The organism is Mycolicibacterium septicum DSM 44393, assembly GCF_000455325.1.
Taxonomy (GTDB): domain Bacteria; phylum Actinomycetota; class Actinomycetes; order Mycobacteriales; family Mycobacteriaceae; genus Mycobacterium; species Mycobacterium septicum.
Genome location: NZ_HG322953.1, coordinates 732,321 through 750,509, shown reverse-complemented (window position 1 = coordinate 750,509; position 18,189 = coordinate 732,321). Strand labels below are relative to the sequence as shown.

General features: G+C 69.8%; 14 protein-coding genes. All 14 read right to left on the bottom strand.

All coding sequences use genetic code 11. The annotated features are described in order from the left end of the window. Positions 1–3: 3 nt before the first annotated feature. Positions 4–714 (bottom strand): peptidoglycan editing factor PgeF, encoded by a 711-nt coding sequence (gene pgeF, locus TX88_RS30375; RefSeq protein ID WP_110918236.1) that lies wholly within the window; start codon positions 712–714, stop codon positions 4–6. A 34-nt stretch (positions 715–748) separates the two neighbouring features. Continuing rightward, positions 749–1,909, bottom strand: a complete 1,161-nt coding sequence (gene ftsZ, locus TX88_RS30370; RefSeq protein WP_039321525.1) for a cell division protein FtsZ — start codon at positions 1,907–1,909, stop codon at positions 749–751. 188 nt (positions 1,910–2,097) lie between these two features. After that, a complete protein-coding gene (locus TX88_RS30365; protein WP_409365904.1) occupies positions 2,098–2,937 on the bottom strand; it encodes a cell division protein FtsQ/DivIB in 840 nt (279 codons plus the stop codon). Between the two features lie 131 nt (positions 2,938–3,068). Further along, entirely contained in the window at positions 3,069–4,529 is a 1,461-nt protein-coding gene (gene murC, locus TX88_RS30360) for a UDP-N-acetylmuramate--L-alanine ligase (protein WP_044523712.1), read from the bottom strand. Then, complete coding sequence (gene murG / locus TX88_RS30355; RefSeq protein ID WP_044524386.1) at positions 4,526–5,728, bottom strand: undecaprenyldiphospho-muramoylpentapeptide beta-N-acetylglucosaminyltransferase; 1,203 nt, start codon at positions 5,726–5,728, stop codon at positions 4,526–4,528. The genes murC and murG overlap by 4 nt, the downstream gene beginning before the upstream one ends. A 23-nt stretch (positions 5,729–5,751) precedes the next feature. Next, positions 5,752–7,398 carry a putative lipid II flippase FtsW gene (ftsW, locus tag TX88_RS30350; protein ID WP_044523711.1) on the bottom strand — a complete coding sequence of 549 codons (1,647 nt, stop codon included), beginning with the start codon at positions 7,396–7,398 and terminating at the stop codon, positions 5,752–5,754. A 5-nt stretch (positions 7,399–7,403) separates the two neighbouring features. Continuing rightward, the gene (gene murD / locus TX88_RS30345) at positions 7,404–8,894 is read right to left on the bottom strand and encodes a UDP-N-acetylmuramoyl-L-alanine--D-glutamate ligase (protein WP_044523709.1); all 1,491 of its coding nucleotides are present in this window, start codon (positions 8,892–8,894) and stop codon (positions 7,404–7,406) included. A 1-nt stretch (position 8,895) separates the two neighbouring features. Then, on the bottom strand, positions 8,896–9,975 hold the full coding sequence (gene mraY, locus TX88_RS30340; RefSeq protein ID WP_044523707.1) for a phospho-N-acetylmuramoyl-pentapeptide-transferase: 1,080 nt from the start codon (positions 9,973–9,975) through the stop codon (positions 8,896–8,898). Continuing rightward, on the bottom strand, positions 9,972–11,498 hold the full coding sequence (locus TX88_RS30335) for a UDP-N-acetylmuramoyl-tripeptide--D-alanyl-D-alanine ligase (protein ID WP_044523706.1): 1,527 nt from the start codon (positions 11,496–11,498) through the stop codon (positions 9,972–9,974). Before TX88_RS30335 ends, mraY begins: the two co-directional genes overlap by 4 nt. Beyond that, complete coding sequence (locus TX88_RS30330; protein ID WP_044523705.1) at positions 11,495–13,069, bottom strand: UDP-N-acetylmuramoyl-L-alanyl-D-glutamate--2,6-diaminopimelate ligase; 1,575 nt, start codon at positions 13,067–13,069, stop codon at positions 11,495–11,497. The genes TX88_RS30335 and TX88_RS30330 overlap by 4 nt, the downstream gene beginning before the upstream one ends. A gap of 52 nt (positions 13,070–13,121) precedes the next feature. Beyond that, a complete protein-coding gene (locus TX88_RS30325) occupies positions 13,122–15,047 on the bottom strand; it encodes a peptidoglycan D,D-transpeptidase FtsI family protein (protein WP_044523697.1) in 1,926 nt (641 codons plus the stop codon). Continuing rightward, entirely contained in the window at positions 15,044–16,183 is a 1,140-nt protein-coding gene (locus tag TX88_RS30320; protein WP_044523695.1) for a cell division protein FtsL, read from the bottom strand. Before TX88_RS30320 ends, TX88_RS30325 begins: the two co-directional genes overlap by 4 nt. Further along, a complete protein-coding gene (gene rsmH, locus TX88_RS30315; protein ID WP_110918234.1) occupies positions 16,180–17,391 on the bottom strand; it encodes a 16S rRNA (cytosine(1402)-N(4))-methyltransferase RsmH in 1,212 nt (403 codons plus the stop codon). Before rsmH ends, TX88_RS30320 begins: the two co-directional genes overlap by 4 nt. Then, the gene (gene mraZ / locus TX88_RS30310; protein WP_044523692.1) at positions 17,366–17,797 is read right to left on the bottom strand and encodes a division/cell wall cluster transcriptional repressor MraZ; all 432 of its coding nucleotides are present in this window, start codon (positions 17,795–17,797) and stop codon (positions 17,366–17,368) included. The genes rsmH and mraZ overlap by 26 nt, the downstream gene beginning before the upstream one ends. Positions 17,798–18,189: the final 392 nt, after the last annotated feature.

Below are 18,189 nucleotides of genomic sequence, written 5' to 3'. Positions count from 1 at the left end.
TGTTCACCGGCGCTGCTCCATCCACACCACACTCGCCAGGCGCCCGGTCGGCGCATCACGGCGATGACTGAACAGCGCGCGGTCGGCGACGGTGCACCGCGGGTCGACGTCGATCGCGGTGACACCCAAAGCCGTTAACTGCCGGGCGATTCCGGCCCGCAGGTCCAAGCCCGGCGTGCCACGCGAGGTACGGGTGCGCGAGCCGGGCAGCACCGCCTCCACGTCGGTCGCCATCTGTTCGGGCACCTCGTAGTTGGCGCCGCTGACCGCGGGACCGAGCAGCACCGAGACGTCCTCGGCACGTGCCCCGGCGGCCAGCATCGCCTCCAGGGTCCTGGCCACGATGCCCTTCTGGGCGCCGACCCGGCCGGCATGGACGGCCGCGATGACGCCGGCGCGCGCGTCGCCCATTAAAACCGGGACGCAATCCGCGGTCACGACGACCAATGCCAAACCCGGGGTCGTCGTCACCAATGCGTCGGCATTATCGACCGCGGTGTCGCGCGGGCCGTCCACGGTGACGACGTGATCGCTGTGAACCTGATTCATCCAGACCAGCGCGTCGGCCCCGATGGCGGCGGCCAGCCGCCTCCGGTTCTGGGCCACGGCCGCAGGATTGTCGCCGACGTGGTCGCCGAGGTTGAACGAATCGAAGGGCGGTGCCGAGACGCCGCCGGCGCGGGTTGTCGTCACCCGCCGAATACGAACACTCACAATCCCAGTATCCGAACCCGCTGCCGGGCCCGGCTCAGTGCCGCATGAACGGCGGCACGTCGACATCGTCGTCGGCGATCCCGCCGTCTCCGTCGCCACCGACGCTCACGGTGGCGCCATTCGTGTGGGCCGGGACGCTCACCGCGTCCGTCGGCTCGAACAACGACGTGGTCACCTTGCCCGCCCGCGCCGAGGCGATCGGCTGGGTCTGTGCCGCGCTCGGACTGACCACCGGCTTTCGGCTGGGTCCGGCGCTGTCGAAGCCGGCCGCGATGACCGTGACTCGAACCTCGTCGCCGAGCGAGTCGTCGATCACCGTGCCGAAGATGATGTTGGCCTCGGGATGGGCCGCATCCTGCACCAGCGAGGCGGCCTCGTTGATCTCGAACAGGCCCAGGTCACTGCCACCGGCCACCGACAGCAGCACGCCCTGCGCGCCTTCCATCGAAGCTTCCAGCAGCGGCGAGTTGATCGCGATCTCGGCCGCCTTGAGCGCACGGCCGTCGCCGCGTGCCGAGCCGATGCCCATCAGCGCCGTGCCCGCCCCGCTCATCACGCCCTTGACGTCGGCGAAGTCGACGTTGATCAGGCCCGGCGTGGTGATCAGGTCGGTGATGCCCTGCACGCCGTTGAGCAGCACCTCGTCGGCACTGCGGAAGGCGTCCATCAGCGACACCGCGGCATCGCCCATCTGGAGCAGCCGGTCGTTGGGGATCACGATCAGGGTGTCGCAGCTCTCGCGCAGCGACTGAATACCGTTCTCGGCCTGGTTGCTTCGCCGCTTGCCCTCGAACGAGAACGGCCGCGTCACGACACCGACCGTGAGCGCGCCGAGCTTGCGCGCGATCGACGCGACGACGGGCGCGCCACCGGTGCCGGTGCCGCCGCCCTCACCCGCGGTGACGAACACCATGTCGGCGCCGCGCAGCAGCTCCTCGATGTCGTCCTTGGCATCCTCGGCGGCCTTGCGGCCCACTTCGGGGTCCGCTCCGGCGCCGAGTCCACGGGTGGAGTCCCGGCCGACATCGAGCTTGACGTCGGCGTCGCTCATCAGCAGTGCTTGTGCGTCGGTATTGATCGCGATGAACTCAACGCCCTTGAGGCCCTGTTCGATCATCCGGTTGACGGCGTTGACACCGCCGCCACCGATACCAACCACCTTGATTACCGCGAGGTAGTTATGCGGGGGGGTCATCGATCGTCTTCCTCCCAGGTTGGGTGTTCTCAGTGTTCCTGGCGCCGAATCTCCCCGGGGCAAACTCTCAACCTCAACCATAGGCTTAGAGTTATGTCAAGTAGTTCCGCGCAAACAGAACGGTAGGGGGCCAACGCCGGTGTTCGCGGCAGGCGCGCCGACGCGCCGCGCGGCAATTTTTGCCGGATCTACTTGACAGTCGGCAGATCCGGGCTCGACACGTCATAGGTGTGACCCGGCTGGGTCAGCAGGGCCGCCAGCTTCAGCGCCTTCTCATCGGTCCGATCGTTGGTCCCCCACACCACAACCCGGCCGTCGGCCAACGTCAGCGCGATCGAGGCCACCGAAGGCGCGGCGATCCGGCCCACCTGTGCGACGACATCCGGCGGAAGGGCCAGCATCACCTCGAGCGCGGCCTTGGTGGCCGGATCGGTCGGCCCCGGGTTGTCGGCATCCAGATACGGCAGCGTCGGCGGTGGCGGCTCGGTGGCGAAATCCACCCCGTCGCGGTCGAACAGATGCGGACCGTCGGGATAGTCCTTGACCACCACCGGCACTCGCTCGACGACCGTGATCCGAAGGGTCGAGGGATACTCGCGCTGAACCCGGGCGGTGGCGATGCGCCGGATCGTGGCCACCCGCTCGGCGACCGCGTCGGTGTTGACCTGCAGCAGCGGGGTCTCCGGTGCCACCGCGGCGGCCGCCAGCACCTGTTCCTGGGGCACCACGGCCGCACCGCTGACCGCCACGCTGCGCACCGACATCACCGGCGTGAAATACAGGACCAGGCCCAACGCCACCGCGACCACGCTGGCCAGCGCAGACCACAACAACACCTTCAGGCCACGAATAGTGCTGCGGGCCACGGCGTTCGGAGCATCCGCGGACTGCCCGACCACCCGGCGCTTGGCCTCGCGGCGGGCATGTTCGATCGCCACGGCCCGGTCCCGCGCGGCCCGGCGTTCCTCGCGCTCGCGGCGGGCGCGGCGGCGTGGACCCTCGTAGTCGGCTTCTGCCGCGGGCGGCACATCAGGATCTGCCGCGGGCGGCGCGTCAGGATCCGCCTCGGGCGTGGGCGGCGCTTCCGACCCGCCGGACTCCTCCGGAGCCGGACCTGGCTCCTCGGCAGCCTCGCCGGGACGGTCAGGACCCGGATCGGTCACGGTGAATCCGCCGACGGCCGGCCCGGTGCGGTGCGATTCTCCTTGATGCCGAGCTCGGTGAGGATCTCCTTGCCGAGCATGGTCACGTCGCCGGCACCCATGGTGAGCACCACGTCACCGGCGCGGGCCGCGGCCGCCACCACAGCGGCGACCGCCGAGAAATCGGGAACGTAGGTGACCGCAGAGCTGACATGTTCGGCGACCGTGGCGCCGCTGATGCCGGGCAGCGGCTGCTCACGCGCACCGTAGACGTCGAGCACGAAGACCTCGTCGGCGGCGCTCAGCGCCGCACCGAACTCGGTCGCGAAAGTCGCTGTGCGCGAATACAAATGTGGTTGGAAGGCGACGATGACGCGGCCGCCGGTCTGGTCGACCACGGTTCGGGCCGCCTCGAGGGTGGCTCGCACCTCGGTGGGATGGTGCGCGTAGTCGTCGAACACGCGGATGCCGCCGAGCGCACCCACCAGCTCGAAACGCCTTCGCACACCTTCGAATCCGGCCAGCCCGTCGAGCACGGTCTCCGCCGGTGCGCCGACCTCGACGGCGGCCAGCAGGGCGGCCAGGGCGTTGAGCGCCATGTGCCTGCCTGGCACCGCCAGTCGCACCGCACGCGGATGAGGCTCACCGGCGAGCTGGATGTGAGCCACCGCCCCGGTCCCCTGCTGCTCCCAGCTCAGCAAGGTGCCTGCCAGACCGTCCGCAGGTGTGCTGCCGTACCGCAACACCCGGATGCCCAGTGAGTCAGTGTGTTCGGCGAGCGCGGCGGCGCCCGGATCGTCGGTACACACCACCAGGGCTCCGCCCGGCGCGATGCGGTCGACGAACGCGGAGAACACCGCGGTGTAGGCCTCCTCGCTACCGAAGAAATCCAGGTGGTCGGCCTCGATGTTGGTGACCACCGCGACATTCGGTGTGTATTCCAGCAGCGAGCCGTCACTCTCGTCGGCCTCGGCGACGAAGCACTTCCCGCTGCCGTGATGGGCGTTGGTGCCCGCCTCGCCCAGTTCGCCGCCCACGGCGAACGACGGGTCGAAACCGCTGTGCTGCAACGCCACGATGAGCATCGAGGTGGTGGTGGTCTTACCGTGGGTGCCCGTCACCATCAGCGTGGTGTAACCGGCCATGAGCTTGGCCAGCACCACCGGACGCAGAATCACCGGGATTCCGCGGCGCCGGGCTTCGACCAGTTCCGGATTGGTCTTGGGGATCGCGGCGTGGGTGGTGACGACCGCGGTCGGCCCGCCCGGCAGCAGATCCAGTGACGACGCGTCGTGACCGATCCTGACCTCGGCACCGCGGGCCCGCAGGGCCACCACGCCGCGCGACTCCTTGGCGTCCGAGCCGGACACCAGGCCACCCCGGTCGAGCAGGATCCGGGCCACGCCCGACATCCCGGCTCCCCCGATCCCGACCATGTGTACCCGCTGAAGTTCAGCCGGAAGTGAATTACCGTTCACTGCAGCTTCTTTCGTTGAGCACGGGCGATGTCCAGGGCGACCTGCGCCACCCGCCGTGCGGCATCGGGGTGACCCGACAACGAGGCGGCGGCAGTCATCTCCGCCAACCGCGCATCGTCGGTCATCAGACCGGCGACCGTATCGGCCACGAATCCACCGGTGAGCTGAACATCGTCGACGACGATGCCGCCACCGGCCGACACCACCGGCAGCGCGTTGAGCCGCTGCTCACCGTTGCCGATCGGCAGCGGGACGTACACCGCGGGCAATCCCACGGCGGTCACCTCGGCAACCGTCATCGCACCGGAACGGCAGATCGCCAGATCGGCTGCGGCATAAGCCAGGTCCATGCGGTCCAGATACGGCACCGCGACATACGGCGGCGCGCCCGCCGCGGCCGGCGGCAGGTCGAGGGTGTTCTTCGGCCCGTGTGCATGCAGAACCGAAACACCGGCAGCACCAAGGGCTTCGGCAGCCGAGGACACCGCCCGGTTGATCGACTGCGCCCCCTGCGAACCGCCGAACACGAGCAGCACCTTGGCGTCGGGCGCGAAGCCGAAGAAAGCCCTGGCCTCGGCGCGCAACGCGGCGCGGTCCAGCGAGGTGATCGCCGCGCGCACGGGTACTCCGACCACCTCGACCTTGCGCAGTCCCGGTTCGGGTACCGCCGAGAGCACGCGCCGCGCCGATACCGCACCGACCCGGTTGGCCAGGCCCGCGCTGGCGTTGGCCTCGTGGACCACCACCGGGACGGCGCGCCGGCGACCGTGCAGGCCGAAGCCGCCCCGGGCGGCGAGGTAGGCGGGCAGCGCGACATAGCCGCCGAACCCGATCACCACATCGGCCTCGACGCCGGCCAGCACCGAACGGGTCTGGCGGATCGCGGTGCGGACGCGCAGTGGCAGCCGCACCAGATCTCCCGACGGTTTGCGCGGCAAGGGCACCGGGGTGATCAGCTCGAGGTCATAGCCGCGTTGCGGAACCAGTCGGGTCTCCAGGCCGCGGGCGGTTCCGAGAGCGGTGATCCGCACCTGCGGGTCGAGTTCACGCAGCGCGTCGGCCACCGCCATGGCCGGCTCGACGTGACCTGCCGTGCCACCACCGGCGAGAACAACGGATATCCCCCGGTCGCTGCGCTCCTGCCCCCGAGGACCAGATATCCCGCGCTCGCTGCGCTCCTGCCCCCGAGGACCAGACATCCCCCGGTCCGTCTTACCGTCGCTCACCCGTAACGCTGACCTTCCAAAGTTCGGGCTCGTTGCCCCTGTTTGTGCTGGCCTGCAGGATATCGGACCGAGGACCTACCGCCCCCGGCCGCCTGCTGACCGGCACCGTGTCCGGACCGGCGCACGGGCCGGTCCCCGCTGCGCGGCGCGCGGCGGGTCCCCGCTTGTTTGGCACCCGACTGTTTGGCCCTGGCCTGCTTGCCCGCCTGCTTGGCCGCGGGCTTGGCGGCCGGCTTGGCACCGGCCTTGCCGTTGGGCTTGCCCGCGGTGCGCGAGGGCGTCTTGCGCCGGTCGTGCAGCCGGTTGCGGGCGACCTCCAAGCGAGTCGGGATGTACGGCTCCGGCAGCGGCAGCCGCAGCAGCCGGTTCATCCGGTCGTCGCGCCCCGCCCGCAGCGCCGCCACCGCCTCCGGTTCGTGCCGGGCCGCGTTGGTGACCAGGCCCATCATCAGAAGCGTTGTCGCCTGCGAAGATCCACCAGCCGAGATCAGCGGCAGCTGCAGCCCGGTGACCGGCAGCAGCCCCACCACGTAGCCGACGTTGATGAACATCTGGCCGACCACCCACAGCGTGGTGGTGGCCGTGAGCAGACGGAGGAACGGATCGGCCGAACGCCGGGCGATGCGCATCCCGGTGTAGGCGAACAACCCGAACAGGCCGAGCAGTCCGAGCGCACCGACGAATCCCAGCTCCTCGCCGATGATGGCGAAGATGAAGTCGTTGTGGGCGTTGGGCAGGTAGTTCCACTTGGCCGTGCCCTGCCCCAGCCCGTCACCGAAGATGCCGCCGTTGGCCAGGGCGAACCGGGCCTGCCGGGACTGGTAGCCGATCCCCTGTGAGTCTGCTGCCGGGTCCAGCCAGGATTGCACCCGGTCGGACCGGTAACCGGCGGACACCGCCAGCACCCCGGCCGCCACGATGGCGGCCGCCAGCGAGGACAGGAACACCCGCAGCGGCAGGCCCGCGTACCACAGCAGACCCAGCAGGATGATGCTCAGCGACACGGTCTGCCCGAGGTCGGGCTGAGCGACGATCAACGCCAGTGCGATCACCGCGGCAGGCACCAGCGGGACGAGCATCTCGCGCAGCGAGGCCCGTTCCATCCGGCGGGCCGCCAGCAGGTGCGCGCCCCAGATGGCGAAGGCGATCTTGGCCAGCTCCGACGGCTGCATCGAGAAACCCGCGACGACGAACCAACCGCGAGAACCGTTGGCCACCTTGCCGATCCCAGGGATCAGCACCAGGATCAGCAGCACGATCGTGAAGGCGAACCCGGGGAAAGCCAGCCGGCGCAGGGTCCGCACCGGCATCCGGAGCGCCACGTAGAACGCGACCAGTCCGACCACGGTCCACATCACCTGGCGGCCGAACACGGCCCAGGGCGACCCGTCGAAATCGTAGGAGTACACGCCCGACGCCGAGAGGACCATGATCAGGCCCAGGGTGGTGAGCAGCGCGGTGACCGCGATGATCAGGTGGAACGACGTCATCGGCCGCCCCAGCCACGCCCCGAAACGGGTGCGCGGCGCGGTGGAGGCAGCCGTCGACTCGGCGGAGCCACCCGCTGAACCCGCGGCGGAATCGGCGGCTTCGCCGGTTGCGTCACCGTCACGGCCGCGCAACCGGGCCAGAATGCTGGCCACCTCGCCTACCCGATCGCGGCGCGGACGGCACCGGCGAACGCATCGCCGCGCTGGCCGTAGCCGCTGAACTGATCGAAGGACGCGCCTGCCGGGGCCAGCAACACGGTGTCACCCGAGGCCGCCAGGCCGCGCGCGACATCAACGACCGCCGTCATGACCGCGTCGGAGACCGGACGGTCTGCGACTTCGATCACACGAGTCACATGATCACCAATAGACTCATTTGTCTCAAGCACCCCAGAATCCTCCCCCGTCACAACCTCGACGACGGGGACATCCGGGGCGTGTCGCGATAACGCATCGGCAACCATCTGCCGATCCCGCCCGATCAACACCACCGCGACCAGCCGATTCGCCACCTGGCGCACCAGCTCGTCGACCGAGGCACCCTTCAGCAAGCCCCCGGCGATCCAGATCACGCGGTCGAACGCGGTGATCGAGGCCTGCGCGGCGTGCGGGTTGGTGGCCTTGGAATCGTCGACGTAGCGCACCCCGTCGGCCTCCCCGACCACCTCGGCGCGGTGCCTGCCGACCTGGAACGACGCCAATGCGGCCGCGATCGATTCGGGAGCCACCCCGACGGCGCGGGCCAGCGCCGCAGCCGCCAGCGCGTCGAGCCGGCCGACCGGCCCGGCCACACTGATCGTCGCGGCATCAGCCAACTCCACGTCGGCGCCGAAGGCACAGTCGACGAGCTTGCCGGCGCGGACACCCAGTTCGCCGTCGGCCGGTTCGCCCAGCCGGAATCCCACCCGAACCAGGGCCTGGGAGGTGGACAGCAGGCCGGCCGCCACCGGATCGTCGAGGCCCACCACGGCGACCCGGCCGGCCAGCGCCCTGGCCTTGTCGGCGGCGTAGGCGGCCATCGAACCGTGCCAGTCCAGATGGTCCTCGGCGACATTGAGCACCACACCGGCGTCCGGGCGCAGCGAGGGCGCCCAGTGCAGCTGGAAGCTCGACAACTCGACCGCCAGCAACTCCGCGGGCTGATCGAGCACCGCCAGCACGGGATCACCGATGTTGCCGCACAACAGGCTTCGCCGCCCGTCGGCCAGCAGCATCTCCTGCAGCATCGAGGTGGTGGTGGTCTTGCCGTTGGTACCGGTGACCACCAGCCAGCGCCGGGGCGGACCGTAGCGGCCCGCGGCGTCCAGCCGCCAGGCCAGCTCCACATCGCCCCAGATCGGCACACCGGCCTCGGCGGCGGCGGCCAGGACAGCGGAAGTGGGCGGGAATCCCGGGCTGGTAACCACCAGCGCGTAGTCGGCGATGCCGGCGATCGCCGAGGCAGGATCGATGACCGCGGTGCCCTGCTCGGCGTAGGACTGCAGAGCCTCGGCGCGGTCGTCGCACAGCGTCGCAGCGACGCCGAGGGGTGCCAGCGCCGCCAGTATGGCGCGTCCGGTCACCCCCGCGCCGGTGACCAACACCGGAGCTCCCGGGGTCAGCAGCGACAGATCGTCGTCACCGCCGTGCCCGCCGGATGGGCCGGCCACGTCAGGCCCCGACTGCAGTGAGCCACTCGCTGTAGAACAGGGCCACGCCCAGACCGCAGGCGATCGCCGTCAGCAGCCAGAACCGGATGATGACCGTGGTCTCGGCCCAACCCACCAACTCGAAATGGTGATGGAACGGCGCCATTCGGAACACCCGGCGGCCCGTCGTGCGGAAGGCCAGGATCTGCACCACCACCGAGGTCACCTCGGCCACGAACAATGCCCCCAGAACCACCGCGAGGATCTCGGTGCGGCTCGTCACCGACAACCCGGCGATGATGCCGCCCAGGGCCAGCGAGCCGGTGTCACCCATGAAGATCTTGGCGGGCGCGGCATTCCACCACAGAAAGCCGATACACGCGCCGGCGGTCGCGGCCGCGATGATCGCCAGGTCCAGCGGGTCGCGCACGTTGTAGCAGCCCAGCCCCGGCGCCGTCGCGCACGCATTGCGGTACTGCCAGAAGGTGATCAGCACGTAGGCCGCACACACCATCGCCATCGCGCCGGCCGCCAGCCCGTCCAGGCCGTCGGTGAAGTTCACCGCGTTGGACCACGCACTGACGATCACCACGCAGAACAACACGAACACCCACGACGCCAGCGTCACGGTGGCGATCTCGCGGACATAGGACAGCTCGGGGCTGCCCGGAGTGAGCCCGTCGCCGTTGCGGAACTGCAGCGCCAGCACACCGAACAACACCGCGGCAGTCAGCTGACCGACCGTCTTGGCCGTCTTGTTCAGCCCCAGGTTGCGGGAGCGCCGCAGCTTGATCAGATCGTCGACGAATCCGACGAGGCCGAGCATCGTGGCCAGTCCCAGCACCAACAGGCCCGACGCCGACGGGCCCTCTCCGCCCAGCGCCACCCCGACCAGATGGGTGCCCAGATAGGCCGCCCAGATGCCGGCCACGATCGCCACACCGCCCATCGACGGCGTGCCGCGCTTCTTGGCGTGACTGGCCGGACCGTCCTCACGGATCTCATGGCCGAGCCCACGCTTGGTGAACAGCCGGATCAACGCGGGCGTCAGCAGGATCGAGACCGTCAGTGCGATGCCGACGGCAATCAGGATGAGTTTCATCGGTCGGCATTCCGATCGTCTGCGTCCTCAGCGGCGACCAGCGCGTCCGCCAGCGCACCCAACCCGACCGAGTTGGATGCCTTCACCAGCACCACATCCCCCGGCTGCAGCTCGGCCCGCAGCACGGCCAGTGCAGCATCGGCGTCGTCGACCATCGTGGACTCAGATCCCCACGAACCCTCCATCACCGCGCCGTGGTGCATGGCGTTCATAGTCCTCCCGGTTCCGACGACGATTAACCGAGACACATCTAAGCGCACCGCGAAGCGTCCGATGGCGTCGTGCTCGGTTATCGCGTCGTCACCGAGTTCGGCCATCTCGCCCAACACGGCCCAGCTGCGCCGCTTTCCGTGCAGGTCACCGGGGCTCTGGCGGGACATCCACGCCAGTGCCTTCAGCCCGGCGCGCATCGAATCCGGGTTGGCGTTGTAGGCGTCGTTGATCACCGTCACACCGTCGGCGCGGGTACCCACCTGCATCCGGCGCCGCGAGACCGGACCGGCGCCCGCCAGTGCCGCGGCCACCTGGTCCAGACCGGCGCCGCACTGCAGCGCGACCGCCGCCGCGCACAGCGCGTTGCCGACCTGGTGATCGCCGTGCACCGCCAGCGCCACCTCGACTTCCCCACCGTTCGCGTGCAGGGTGAACCGCGGGCGGGCCAGATCGTCGAGGGCCACCGGTCCGGCCCACACGTCGACCTCGGAGCCGGGCTCGCGCGACACCCGCACCACGCGGGCCTCGGTCTTGGCGGCCATGGCCGCCACCGCGGTGTCGTCGACATTGAGGATGACCACGCCCGAGGCCGGAACAGCTTGCGGCAACTCGGCTTTGGTATTGGCAATGGCCTCGCGCGAGCCGAACTCGCCGAGGTGGGCGGTGCCCACGTTGAGCACCACGGCGATCTGCGGCGGGGCGATCGCGGCCAGGGCGGCGATGTTGCCCGGATGCCGGGCCGACATCTCCAGGATCAGGTAGTCGGTCTCGGGCGTGGCACGCAGCACCGTCCACGGATGCCCCAGCTCGTTGTTGAACGAACCCGGCGGTGCGATGACCTGCCCGAGCGGCTCCAGCACCGCGGCAAGCAGATCCTTGGTCGAGGTCTTGCCGGAGGATCCGGTCACGCCGACGATCGTCAGGCCATCGGCGACGAGCTCGGCGGCCACCGCCGCCGCGAGCTTGGCCAGTGCGGCCAGCACGGCCGCACCGGAACCGTCGGTGTCGAATTCCAAAGCGCCAGAAGCGGCATCGGCCGCCCCGGGTTCGGGAGAGACGACAATCGCGGGTACCCCGACCGGGCGGGCGGCCAGCACGGCCGCGGCCCCGGACGCCACCGCCGCCGCCGCGAAGTCATGTCCGTCGGAGCGGGCGCCGGGCAGCGCCAGGAACAATCCGCCGGGGCCGACCGCGCGGGAGTCGAACTCGACGGTTCCGGTGACGCGGGTGGATGCGGCCTCTTCGGCAGTGATGTCGGCCAGCTCGCCGCCGACGATGTCGGCGATCCTGGCGATGGTCATCTCGATCACGAGCCCGACTCCCCTGCCTTGAGTGCCTCCAACGCCGCCGCCAGCTCGTCACGGTCATCGAACGGCCGGGTCTGGCCGCCACCGGTCTGCCCGCTCTCGTGGCCCTTGCCCGCGATCAGCACGATGTCGCCGGGCCCCGCCCAAGCCACCGCATGGTCGATCGCCGCCCGCCGGTCGCCGACCTCCACGACCTCGGCGCCTCCGGACGCTTCGGCGGTTCCGGCCACGATCGCGGCCCGGATCATTGCCGGGTCCTCGTCACGGGGATTGTCATCGGTGACCACGACGAGATCCGCCAGTTCGGCCGCGACCCGCCCCATCGGCGCGCGCTTACCCGTGTCCCGGTTGCCTCCGGCCCCGAACACCACCGCGATGCGGCCCGGGCCGCAGCTGCGGAGGCCGTCTTCTCCCGTCGCTCCGCTCGCCCTCAATGTCTCGAGCACCGCCTGCAACGCCCCGGGCTTGTGCGCGTAGTCGACCAGAGCCAGGAACGGCTGCCCGCGGTCGATCGGCTGCAGCCGGCCCGGCACGGTCGCCGTACGCAGCCCGGGAGCGGCCTGCTCGGGCGACACCCCGGCCCCGGCCAGCAGCGCGATCGCAAGGGCCGCATTGGCGATGTTGTATCCGCCGGTCAGCCGGATCCCGAGGTGGTGGGACATTCCGGCCGGGTCGACGAGGGTGAATTCCTGGGATCCGACGCCGACCAGCGAGATGTCCCGCGCCTGCCAGTCGGCCGGCGCGCCCGTGGCACTGACGGTCGTCACGTTCCCGGCCCGGCCGGCCATCGCGACGCCCGCCTCGTCGTCGACACAGACCACCGCGGCCGCGGCATGGTTGCGCGACGCGGGATCGAAGAGCCGGGCCTTGGCCTCGAAGTAGTCCTCCATCGTGGGATGGAAATCCAGGTGGTCGCGCGACAGGTTGGTGAACCCACCGAGTGCGAACCGGATCCCGTCGACGCGGCCCAGAGTCAGCGCGTGGCTCGACACCTCCATGACCACGGTGTCGACGCCGCCCTCGACCATCACGGCCAGCAGCGCCTGCAGATCCGGCGCCTCGGGTGTGGTCAGCGCACTCGGCAGATCGCGTCCGGCGATCCGCACCCCGACGGTGCCGATCAGTCCGGCCACCCGGCCAGCGGCCCGCAAGCCGGCCTCCACCAGATACGTCGTGGTGGTCTTCCCCGAGGTTCCGGTCACCCCGATCACGGTCAGCCGCTCCGACGGACGCCCGTACACCTCGGCCGCCACCTCACCGAGCACCGAGCGGGGGTCGGGATGGATCAGGATCGGGACGTCGAGGCCATCGAGTTCGGCGGCGCCGGCAGCGTCTGTGAGCACCGCCACCGCACCGGCGGCGACCGCGTCCGCCGCATAGCGCGCACCATGCACCGCCGCGCCCGGGAGCGCGGCGAACAGATCTCCCGGCTGGGCATCCTGACCGCGCAGGGTCACGCCTGTCACCCGAAGTTCCGGCAGGGGATTTCCGCTAGCGGATACCGCTTGGACCTGTTCGGCGAGCGGCAGAAGGTATTGGCCGGCGGGACGGCTGGGACGCAGCTTCATGGCCATGCCACAGTACCCATCTGCGGTCCGCCGACCGCACCACCCACGACTATCGCGGTCAGGTCGCCTGCAGGGTCAGCCGCGGCCCCGGATCCGCCGACAACGGAACGTTGTGACGCTGCAGCAACCACGACGCGATGTTGTGGAACAACGGCGCCGCCGAGGAACCAGGTGCCCCGTCGGCCGCGCGGTGCGGTGCGTCCATCATGATCCCGACGACGTAGCGCGGATCGTCGGCAGGCGCCATGCCCGCGAACGTGATCCAGTAGACGTCGTCGTAGTAGCAGCCGCATGCCGGATTGATCTGCTGCGCCGTTCCGGTCTTCCCCGCGATCTGATAGCCCTCGACCGCGGCCTGTGGACCGGTGCCCTGCTGGGCGCCCATCGGGTCACGCTGCACGATGGCGCGGAACATGTTTCGCACCGTGCGGGCGGTCTCCGGTGTCACCACCCGAACACCTTCCGGCCGCGGCTCATCGGTACGTGTGCCATCCGGCGCGATGGTGGACTTGATGATGCGGGGCGGCATGCGCACCCCGTCGTTGGCGATGGTCTGGTACATCCCGGTCATCTGCAGCAGCGTCATCGAAAGACCCTGCCCGATCGGCAGGTTGGAGAACGAGCTGCCCGACCACTGATCGATGGGCGGCACCAGGCCCCCGCTCTCACCGGGCAGGCCGACACCGGTGCGCTGACCGAGCCCGAACCGGCGGACCATGTCGTAGAACCGATCCGGGCCGACCCGCTGCGCCAGCATCAGGGTTCCGACGTTGGACGACTTCCCGAACACGCCGGTCATGGTGTAGGGCATCACGCCGTGGTTCCACGCGTCGCGGACGGTGACCCCGCCCATGTCGATCGAGCCGGGCACCTGGAGCACCTCGTCCGGATTGGCCAGCCCGTACTCGATCGCGGCGGAGGCCGTGATGATCTTGTTCACCGAACCGGGCTCGAACGGCGAGGACACCGGCAGGTTGCCCATCTGCCGGCTCTCCTGCCGACCGAGGTCCTGGCTCGGATCGAACGTGTTGTCGTTCGACATCGCCAGCACCTCACCGGTTTTGGCATCGAGTACCACCGCGGAGACGTTCTTGGCCCCCGAGGCATCCTTGGCCTGCTGCACCTGCTGCTGGACGTAGTACTGGATGTCGTCGTCAAGCGTCAGCTGCACCGTGGACCCGTTGACCGCGTCGTGCCGGTTGCGGTAGCTACCGGGGATCACCACGCCGTCCGAACCGCGGTCATAGGTGACCGAGCCGTCGGAACCGGCCAACGCGGCGTCGAGCGAATCCTCCAGCCCGAGCAGGCCGTGGCCGTCCCAGTCGATCCCGCCGACGATGTTGGCCGCCAGCGAACCACCCGGGTACTGCCGCAGATCCTGGCGCTCGGCACCGACCTCGGGGAACTTGTCCATGATCGCGCCGGCGACCGCGGGATCGACCGCACGGGCCAGGTACACGAAAGTCTCGTTGCTCCTGAGCTTCTTGAGCACGGTCTTGAAATCGGGCCGGTTGTCGAGCCGGGTCGAGATCTCCTTGGCGATCTCGGTGAGCCGGTGATCCGGATCGGGGGCCTCACTGGACTTGGCCTTGGCCTCCGCGAGTTGCTTGCGGACCCGGACCGGCTGGAACGTCAGCGCCTTGGCCTCGATGGTGAACGCCAGCTTGTCATCGTTGCGGTCGACGATGCTGCCCCGCATGGCCGGGTTCACATCGGTGACCTTGAGCTGGCTGGCCGCCTCGGCGCGCAGACCCGCCGCTCTCGGCACCTGCAGACTGAACAACTGCACGGCGGCAATCACCAGCACCGACAGCATCACCAGGTTTCCGGCGCGGTGCCGGAACACGAAAGACGAGCTGCGCAAACCGGTTTCGGCGGCAACCCTGGTACGGCGGACGCGGGCCTCGTGCCCCGGCCCGGGCGAGGCCTTCTTGGCCCCCTGCTGCTTCGGCGACTGACCCTGGCGGCCCGGGCGGCGATTCATGCCGCGGGCGCCGGGGCGTTGACGGCAACGGCCGGGACATGTGCTGCGGGCGCCGCGGGTGGGCTGAACTGCTCCAGCGGGACAGCGGGTCCTGGCGCAGCCTGCGCCGGTGCGGCCGGAGCCGGGGCGGGAGCCACCGGTTCCGGCTGAGCCGGAAGTGCCTGGGCGACTGCCGGACCGGGCGCGGTCGGCACACCGGGCAGATGCATCGGTACCGGCGCCTGTTGCGCGGGGTCGGCGACCGCCGGGGCGGGAGCCGCGAGCACGTCAGGCGCGGGAGCAGCCGGTACCGGCCCGGGCACCGGCGGTACGGCTCCCGGCAGGCCGTGGAGCACATCGGCCTGCGGGACCGGAACACCCGGTACGACAGGGGAACCCGCGCTCGGCGTCCGCACAGTCAACTCGCGCGGATCGAGCACCCTGGGTGCCGGGGGCGCAGGCGGGGCCGGCGGGGCCTCCTCGGGCAGCGGCGTGTTCAGCGGGGGTGGCGGGACGCCTTCGGCGGGCTTCGGGGTGCCGACGACGGTCCAGTTGCCAGTCGCGTCCTGCACCAGGTGCGCGGTGTCGCGCGACGGGATCATGCCCAGGTTGCGGGCAGATTCGGCCAGCGCCGGAGCAGCCTGCGCTTCGAGCACATCGCGCTCCAGCGCCTCTTTCTGTTGCATCAGACCCTGATTCACCTGGCGAGCGTGACCCAGCTGGTAGGACCGCTCGGCCGAACCGGTGGACAGCCACAGGGTGACCGCGAGTCCGAGGCCCAACGCCGCGATCACCAGGACGACGAACGGGACCCGGGAGATCAGGACCCGCGGATTGAGCTCGATCGAGGCGAGCCGGACCAGCATGCGTTCCCGCAACCGGACCCGCAGTGGCGGGCGGACAACCTTGGGAGCCTTGGCCTTACGAGCCTTCGCCCGGGCCTTGGCCTGACTGGCGCTCTTGGGGCGGGCCGGACGGGTGCCCGGCCGCTGAATCGGTCCGGTACCCGGCGCGGTGCGCGCGGGGCGCTGCTCGGAACCCGGCCGGCGCTTGCGCGGCGGTGCCTGTTCGGTGCGCCGCGCGCCCCCTCGCGCGGGTTGACGCACCGGACGCCTGCGATCTGACTCCCGCAGCTGTTCGGGTCGCTTCACCTTCATGAGTTGCCCCCTTCCCCCACCTTTTCCAGTGCCCGCAGCCGCACCGGAGCGCTACGCGGATTGCGATCGATCTCAACTTGGCGGGCCTTCTCGGCACCGCGGGTCAACGTGACGAATTCGGGTTCGTGGCCTGGCAATTCGATGGGCAGGCCGGGCGGGGTCCGTGATGCGGTGGCCGCGGCGAACGCCTGCTTGACGATCCGGTCCTCAAGCGACTGGTAGGACATCACCACGATCCGTCCGCCGTCGGTCAACGCGGCCAGCGCGGCGGGCAGCGCAGCACGCAGCGAATCCAATTCGCCGTTGACCGCGACCCGCAACGCCTGGAAAGTCCGCTTGCCCGGATGTCCTCCGGTGCGGCGCGCCGGCGCCGGGATCGCCTCGTACAGCAACTCCACCAGCTCTCCGGTAGTGGAAAACGGTTGCTGTGCACGCCGTTTGACCACCTTGTCGGCGATCCGGCCGGCGAAGCGCTCCTCGCCGTAATCCCGCAGAACCCGGGCGATCGACTTGGCGTCCCAGGTGTTGAGGATGTCAGCGGCGGTCAGCGGCGCGTCGGGATCCATCCGCATGTCCAGTGGTGCGTCCGCGGAGTAGGAGAAGCCGCGTTCGGTCTGATCCAGCTGCATCGAGGACACACCGAGGTCGAACAGCACTCCGTCGATCTGACGGAAACCCGATTCCGCGATTGCCCCGGCAATTCCGTCGTAGCGGGTCCGCACCGCCCGCATCCGGTCGCCGAACGGGGCAAGGCGGGCGCCGGCGATGCCGAGCGCATTGGGGTCGCGGTCCAGGCCGATGACCTGCAAGCCGGGAAAGTCGGTCAGAAAGCGTTCGGAGTGGCCGCCCGCACCGAGGGTGGCGTCCACCAGAACCGCGTCCGCCCCGTCGGCGTGGCGGCGGGTGAGTGCGGGAGCCAGCAGCTCGACGCAGCGGTCGAGGAGGACCGGGACGTGGCCGTATCCATCGGAGTCCGCGCCTTGGGGTTCCTCGCGGTCCTGGGAGTCTGGCTGATCTGGGGAATCTGGCACCGCTGAAACACCTCCGCTCGGATTGGCCCCTGCACCGGGGTCTCTGTCCGAATTAACGGACCTGGCGTTGGGGAAGTACGCCAGGGCCAATTCGGGCAGAGGCCTCGCTGCACGGGCTAGGTCCAGGCCAGCCGCCGGTTGATGGGTCGCATCAGAGGATGTCGCGCAGAGCTTCATCGGTGGCCGCGGAGAAGTTCTCTTCGTGGTTCTGCTGGTACTCCTGCCAGGCTTCTGAGTCCCAGATCTCCAGATAGTCGACCGACCCGATCACCACGCACTCCTTGGACAGGCTCGCGTAGCGACGGTGGTCCGCCGACAGGGTGATCCGGCCCTGCGCGTCGGGATGCTGCTCATCGGTGGCGGCCGCCAAGTTACGTAGGAACGCCCGAGCGTCGGGGTTCCTGCGCGATGCGTCAGCAGCGCGCCGGGCGACCTTTTCGAACTCGTCGCGCGGATACACGGCCAGGCTGTGATCTTGGCCCTTGGTGACCATCAACCCTCCTGCCAGTGCGTCGCGGAACTTGGCGGGCAACGTGAGCCGCCCCTTGTCGTCGAGCTTGGGCGTGTAGGTACCCAGAAACATCTGGACACCTCCCGCCACCCGGTTCGGATCTCCGAGTCGCTTGCGAGATCCAGGCCAGGCCTTCTGCCCTCCGAACGGGACTCCGTTTTCCCCGTTGGCCGCCACTTTACCCCACGATCCCCCACTTTGCTCCATTTGAGTCGTCCAGTTTGGGGTTTCTCCCCACCAACGCCCCCCAGCACCACCCACACCGACCGCTCAAACGCCGGCGCGGGGCAGCAGAAAACAGAAAAACCGCAGGTAGGAACCTGCGGCGAGAAGGTGGGGCGTTGTGGGGCGAAAAATCCCTGAGAATCTGCCGGGGTCCCCCACACCGCCCCACACCCGTGCGCGGGCGGGCGGCCCCGGCGTGTCGCTGGACGACGCCGACATCGGGTCCGGACCGACAGAAA

Excerpts from the sequence above, each read along its gene's own strand:
- ftsZ (WP_039321525.1), bottom strand. The coding sequence starts at position 1,909 with ATGACCCCCCCGCATAACTACCTCGCGGTAATCAAGGTGGTTGGTATC.
- murG (WP_044524386.1), bottom strand. The coding sequence starts at position 5,728 with ATGTCTGGTCCTCGGGGGCAGGAGCGCAGCGAGCGCGGGATATCTGGT.
- mraY (WP_044523707.1), bottom strand. The coding sequence starts at position 9,975 with ATGAAACTCATCCTGATTGCCGTCGGCATCGCACTGACGGTCTCGATC.
- TX88_RS30330 (WP_044523705.1), bottom strand. The coding sequence starts at position 13,069 with ATGGCCATGAAGCTGCGTCCCAGCCGTCCCGCCGGCCAATACCTTCTG.
- TX88_RS30325 (WP_044523697.1), bottom strand. The coding sequence starts at position 15,047 with ATGAATCGCCGCCCGGGCCGCCAGGGTCAGTCGCCGAAGCAGCAGGGG.
- TX88_RS30320 (WP_044523695.1), bottom strand. The coding sequence starts at position 16,183 with ATGAAGGTGAAGCGACCCGAACAGCTGCGGGAGTCAGATCGCAGGCGT.
- rsmH (WP_110918234.1), bottom strand. The coding sequence starts at position 17,391 with ATGAAGCTCTGCGCGACATCCTCTGATGCGACCCATCAACCGGCGGCT.
- mraZ (WP_044523692.1), bottom strand. The coding sequence starts at position 17,797 with ATGTTTCTGGGTACCTACACGCCCAAGCTCGACGACAAGGGGCGGCTC.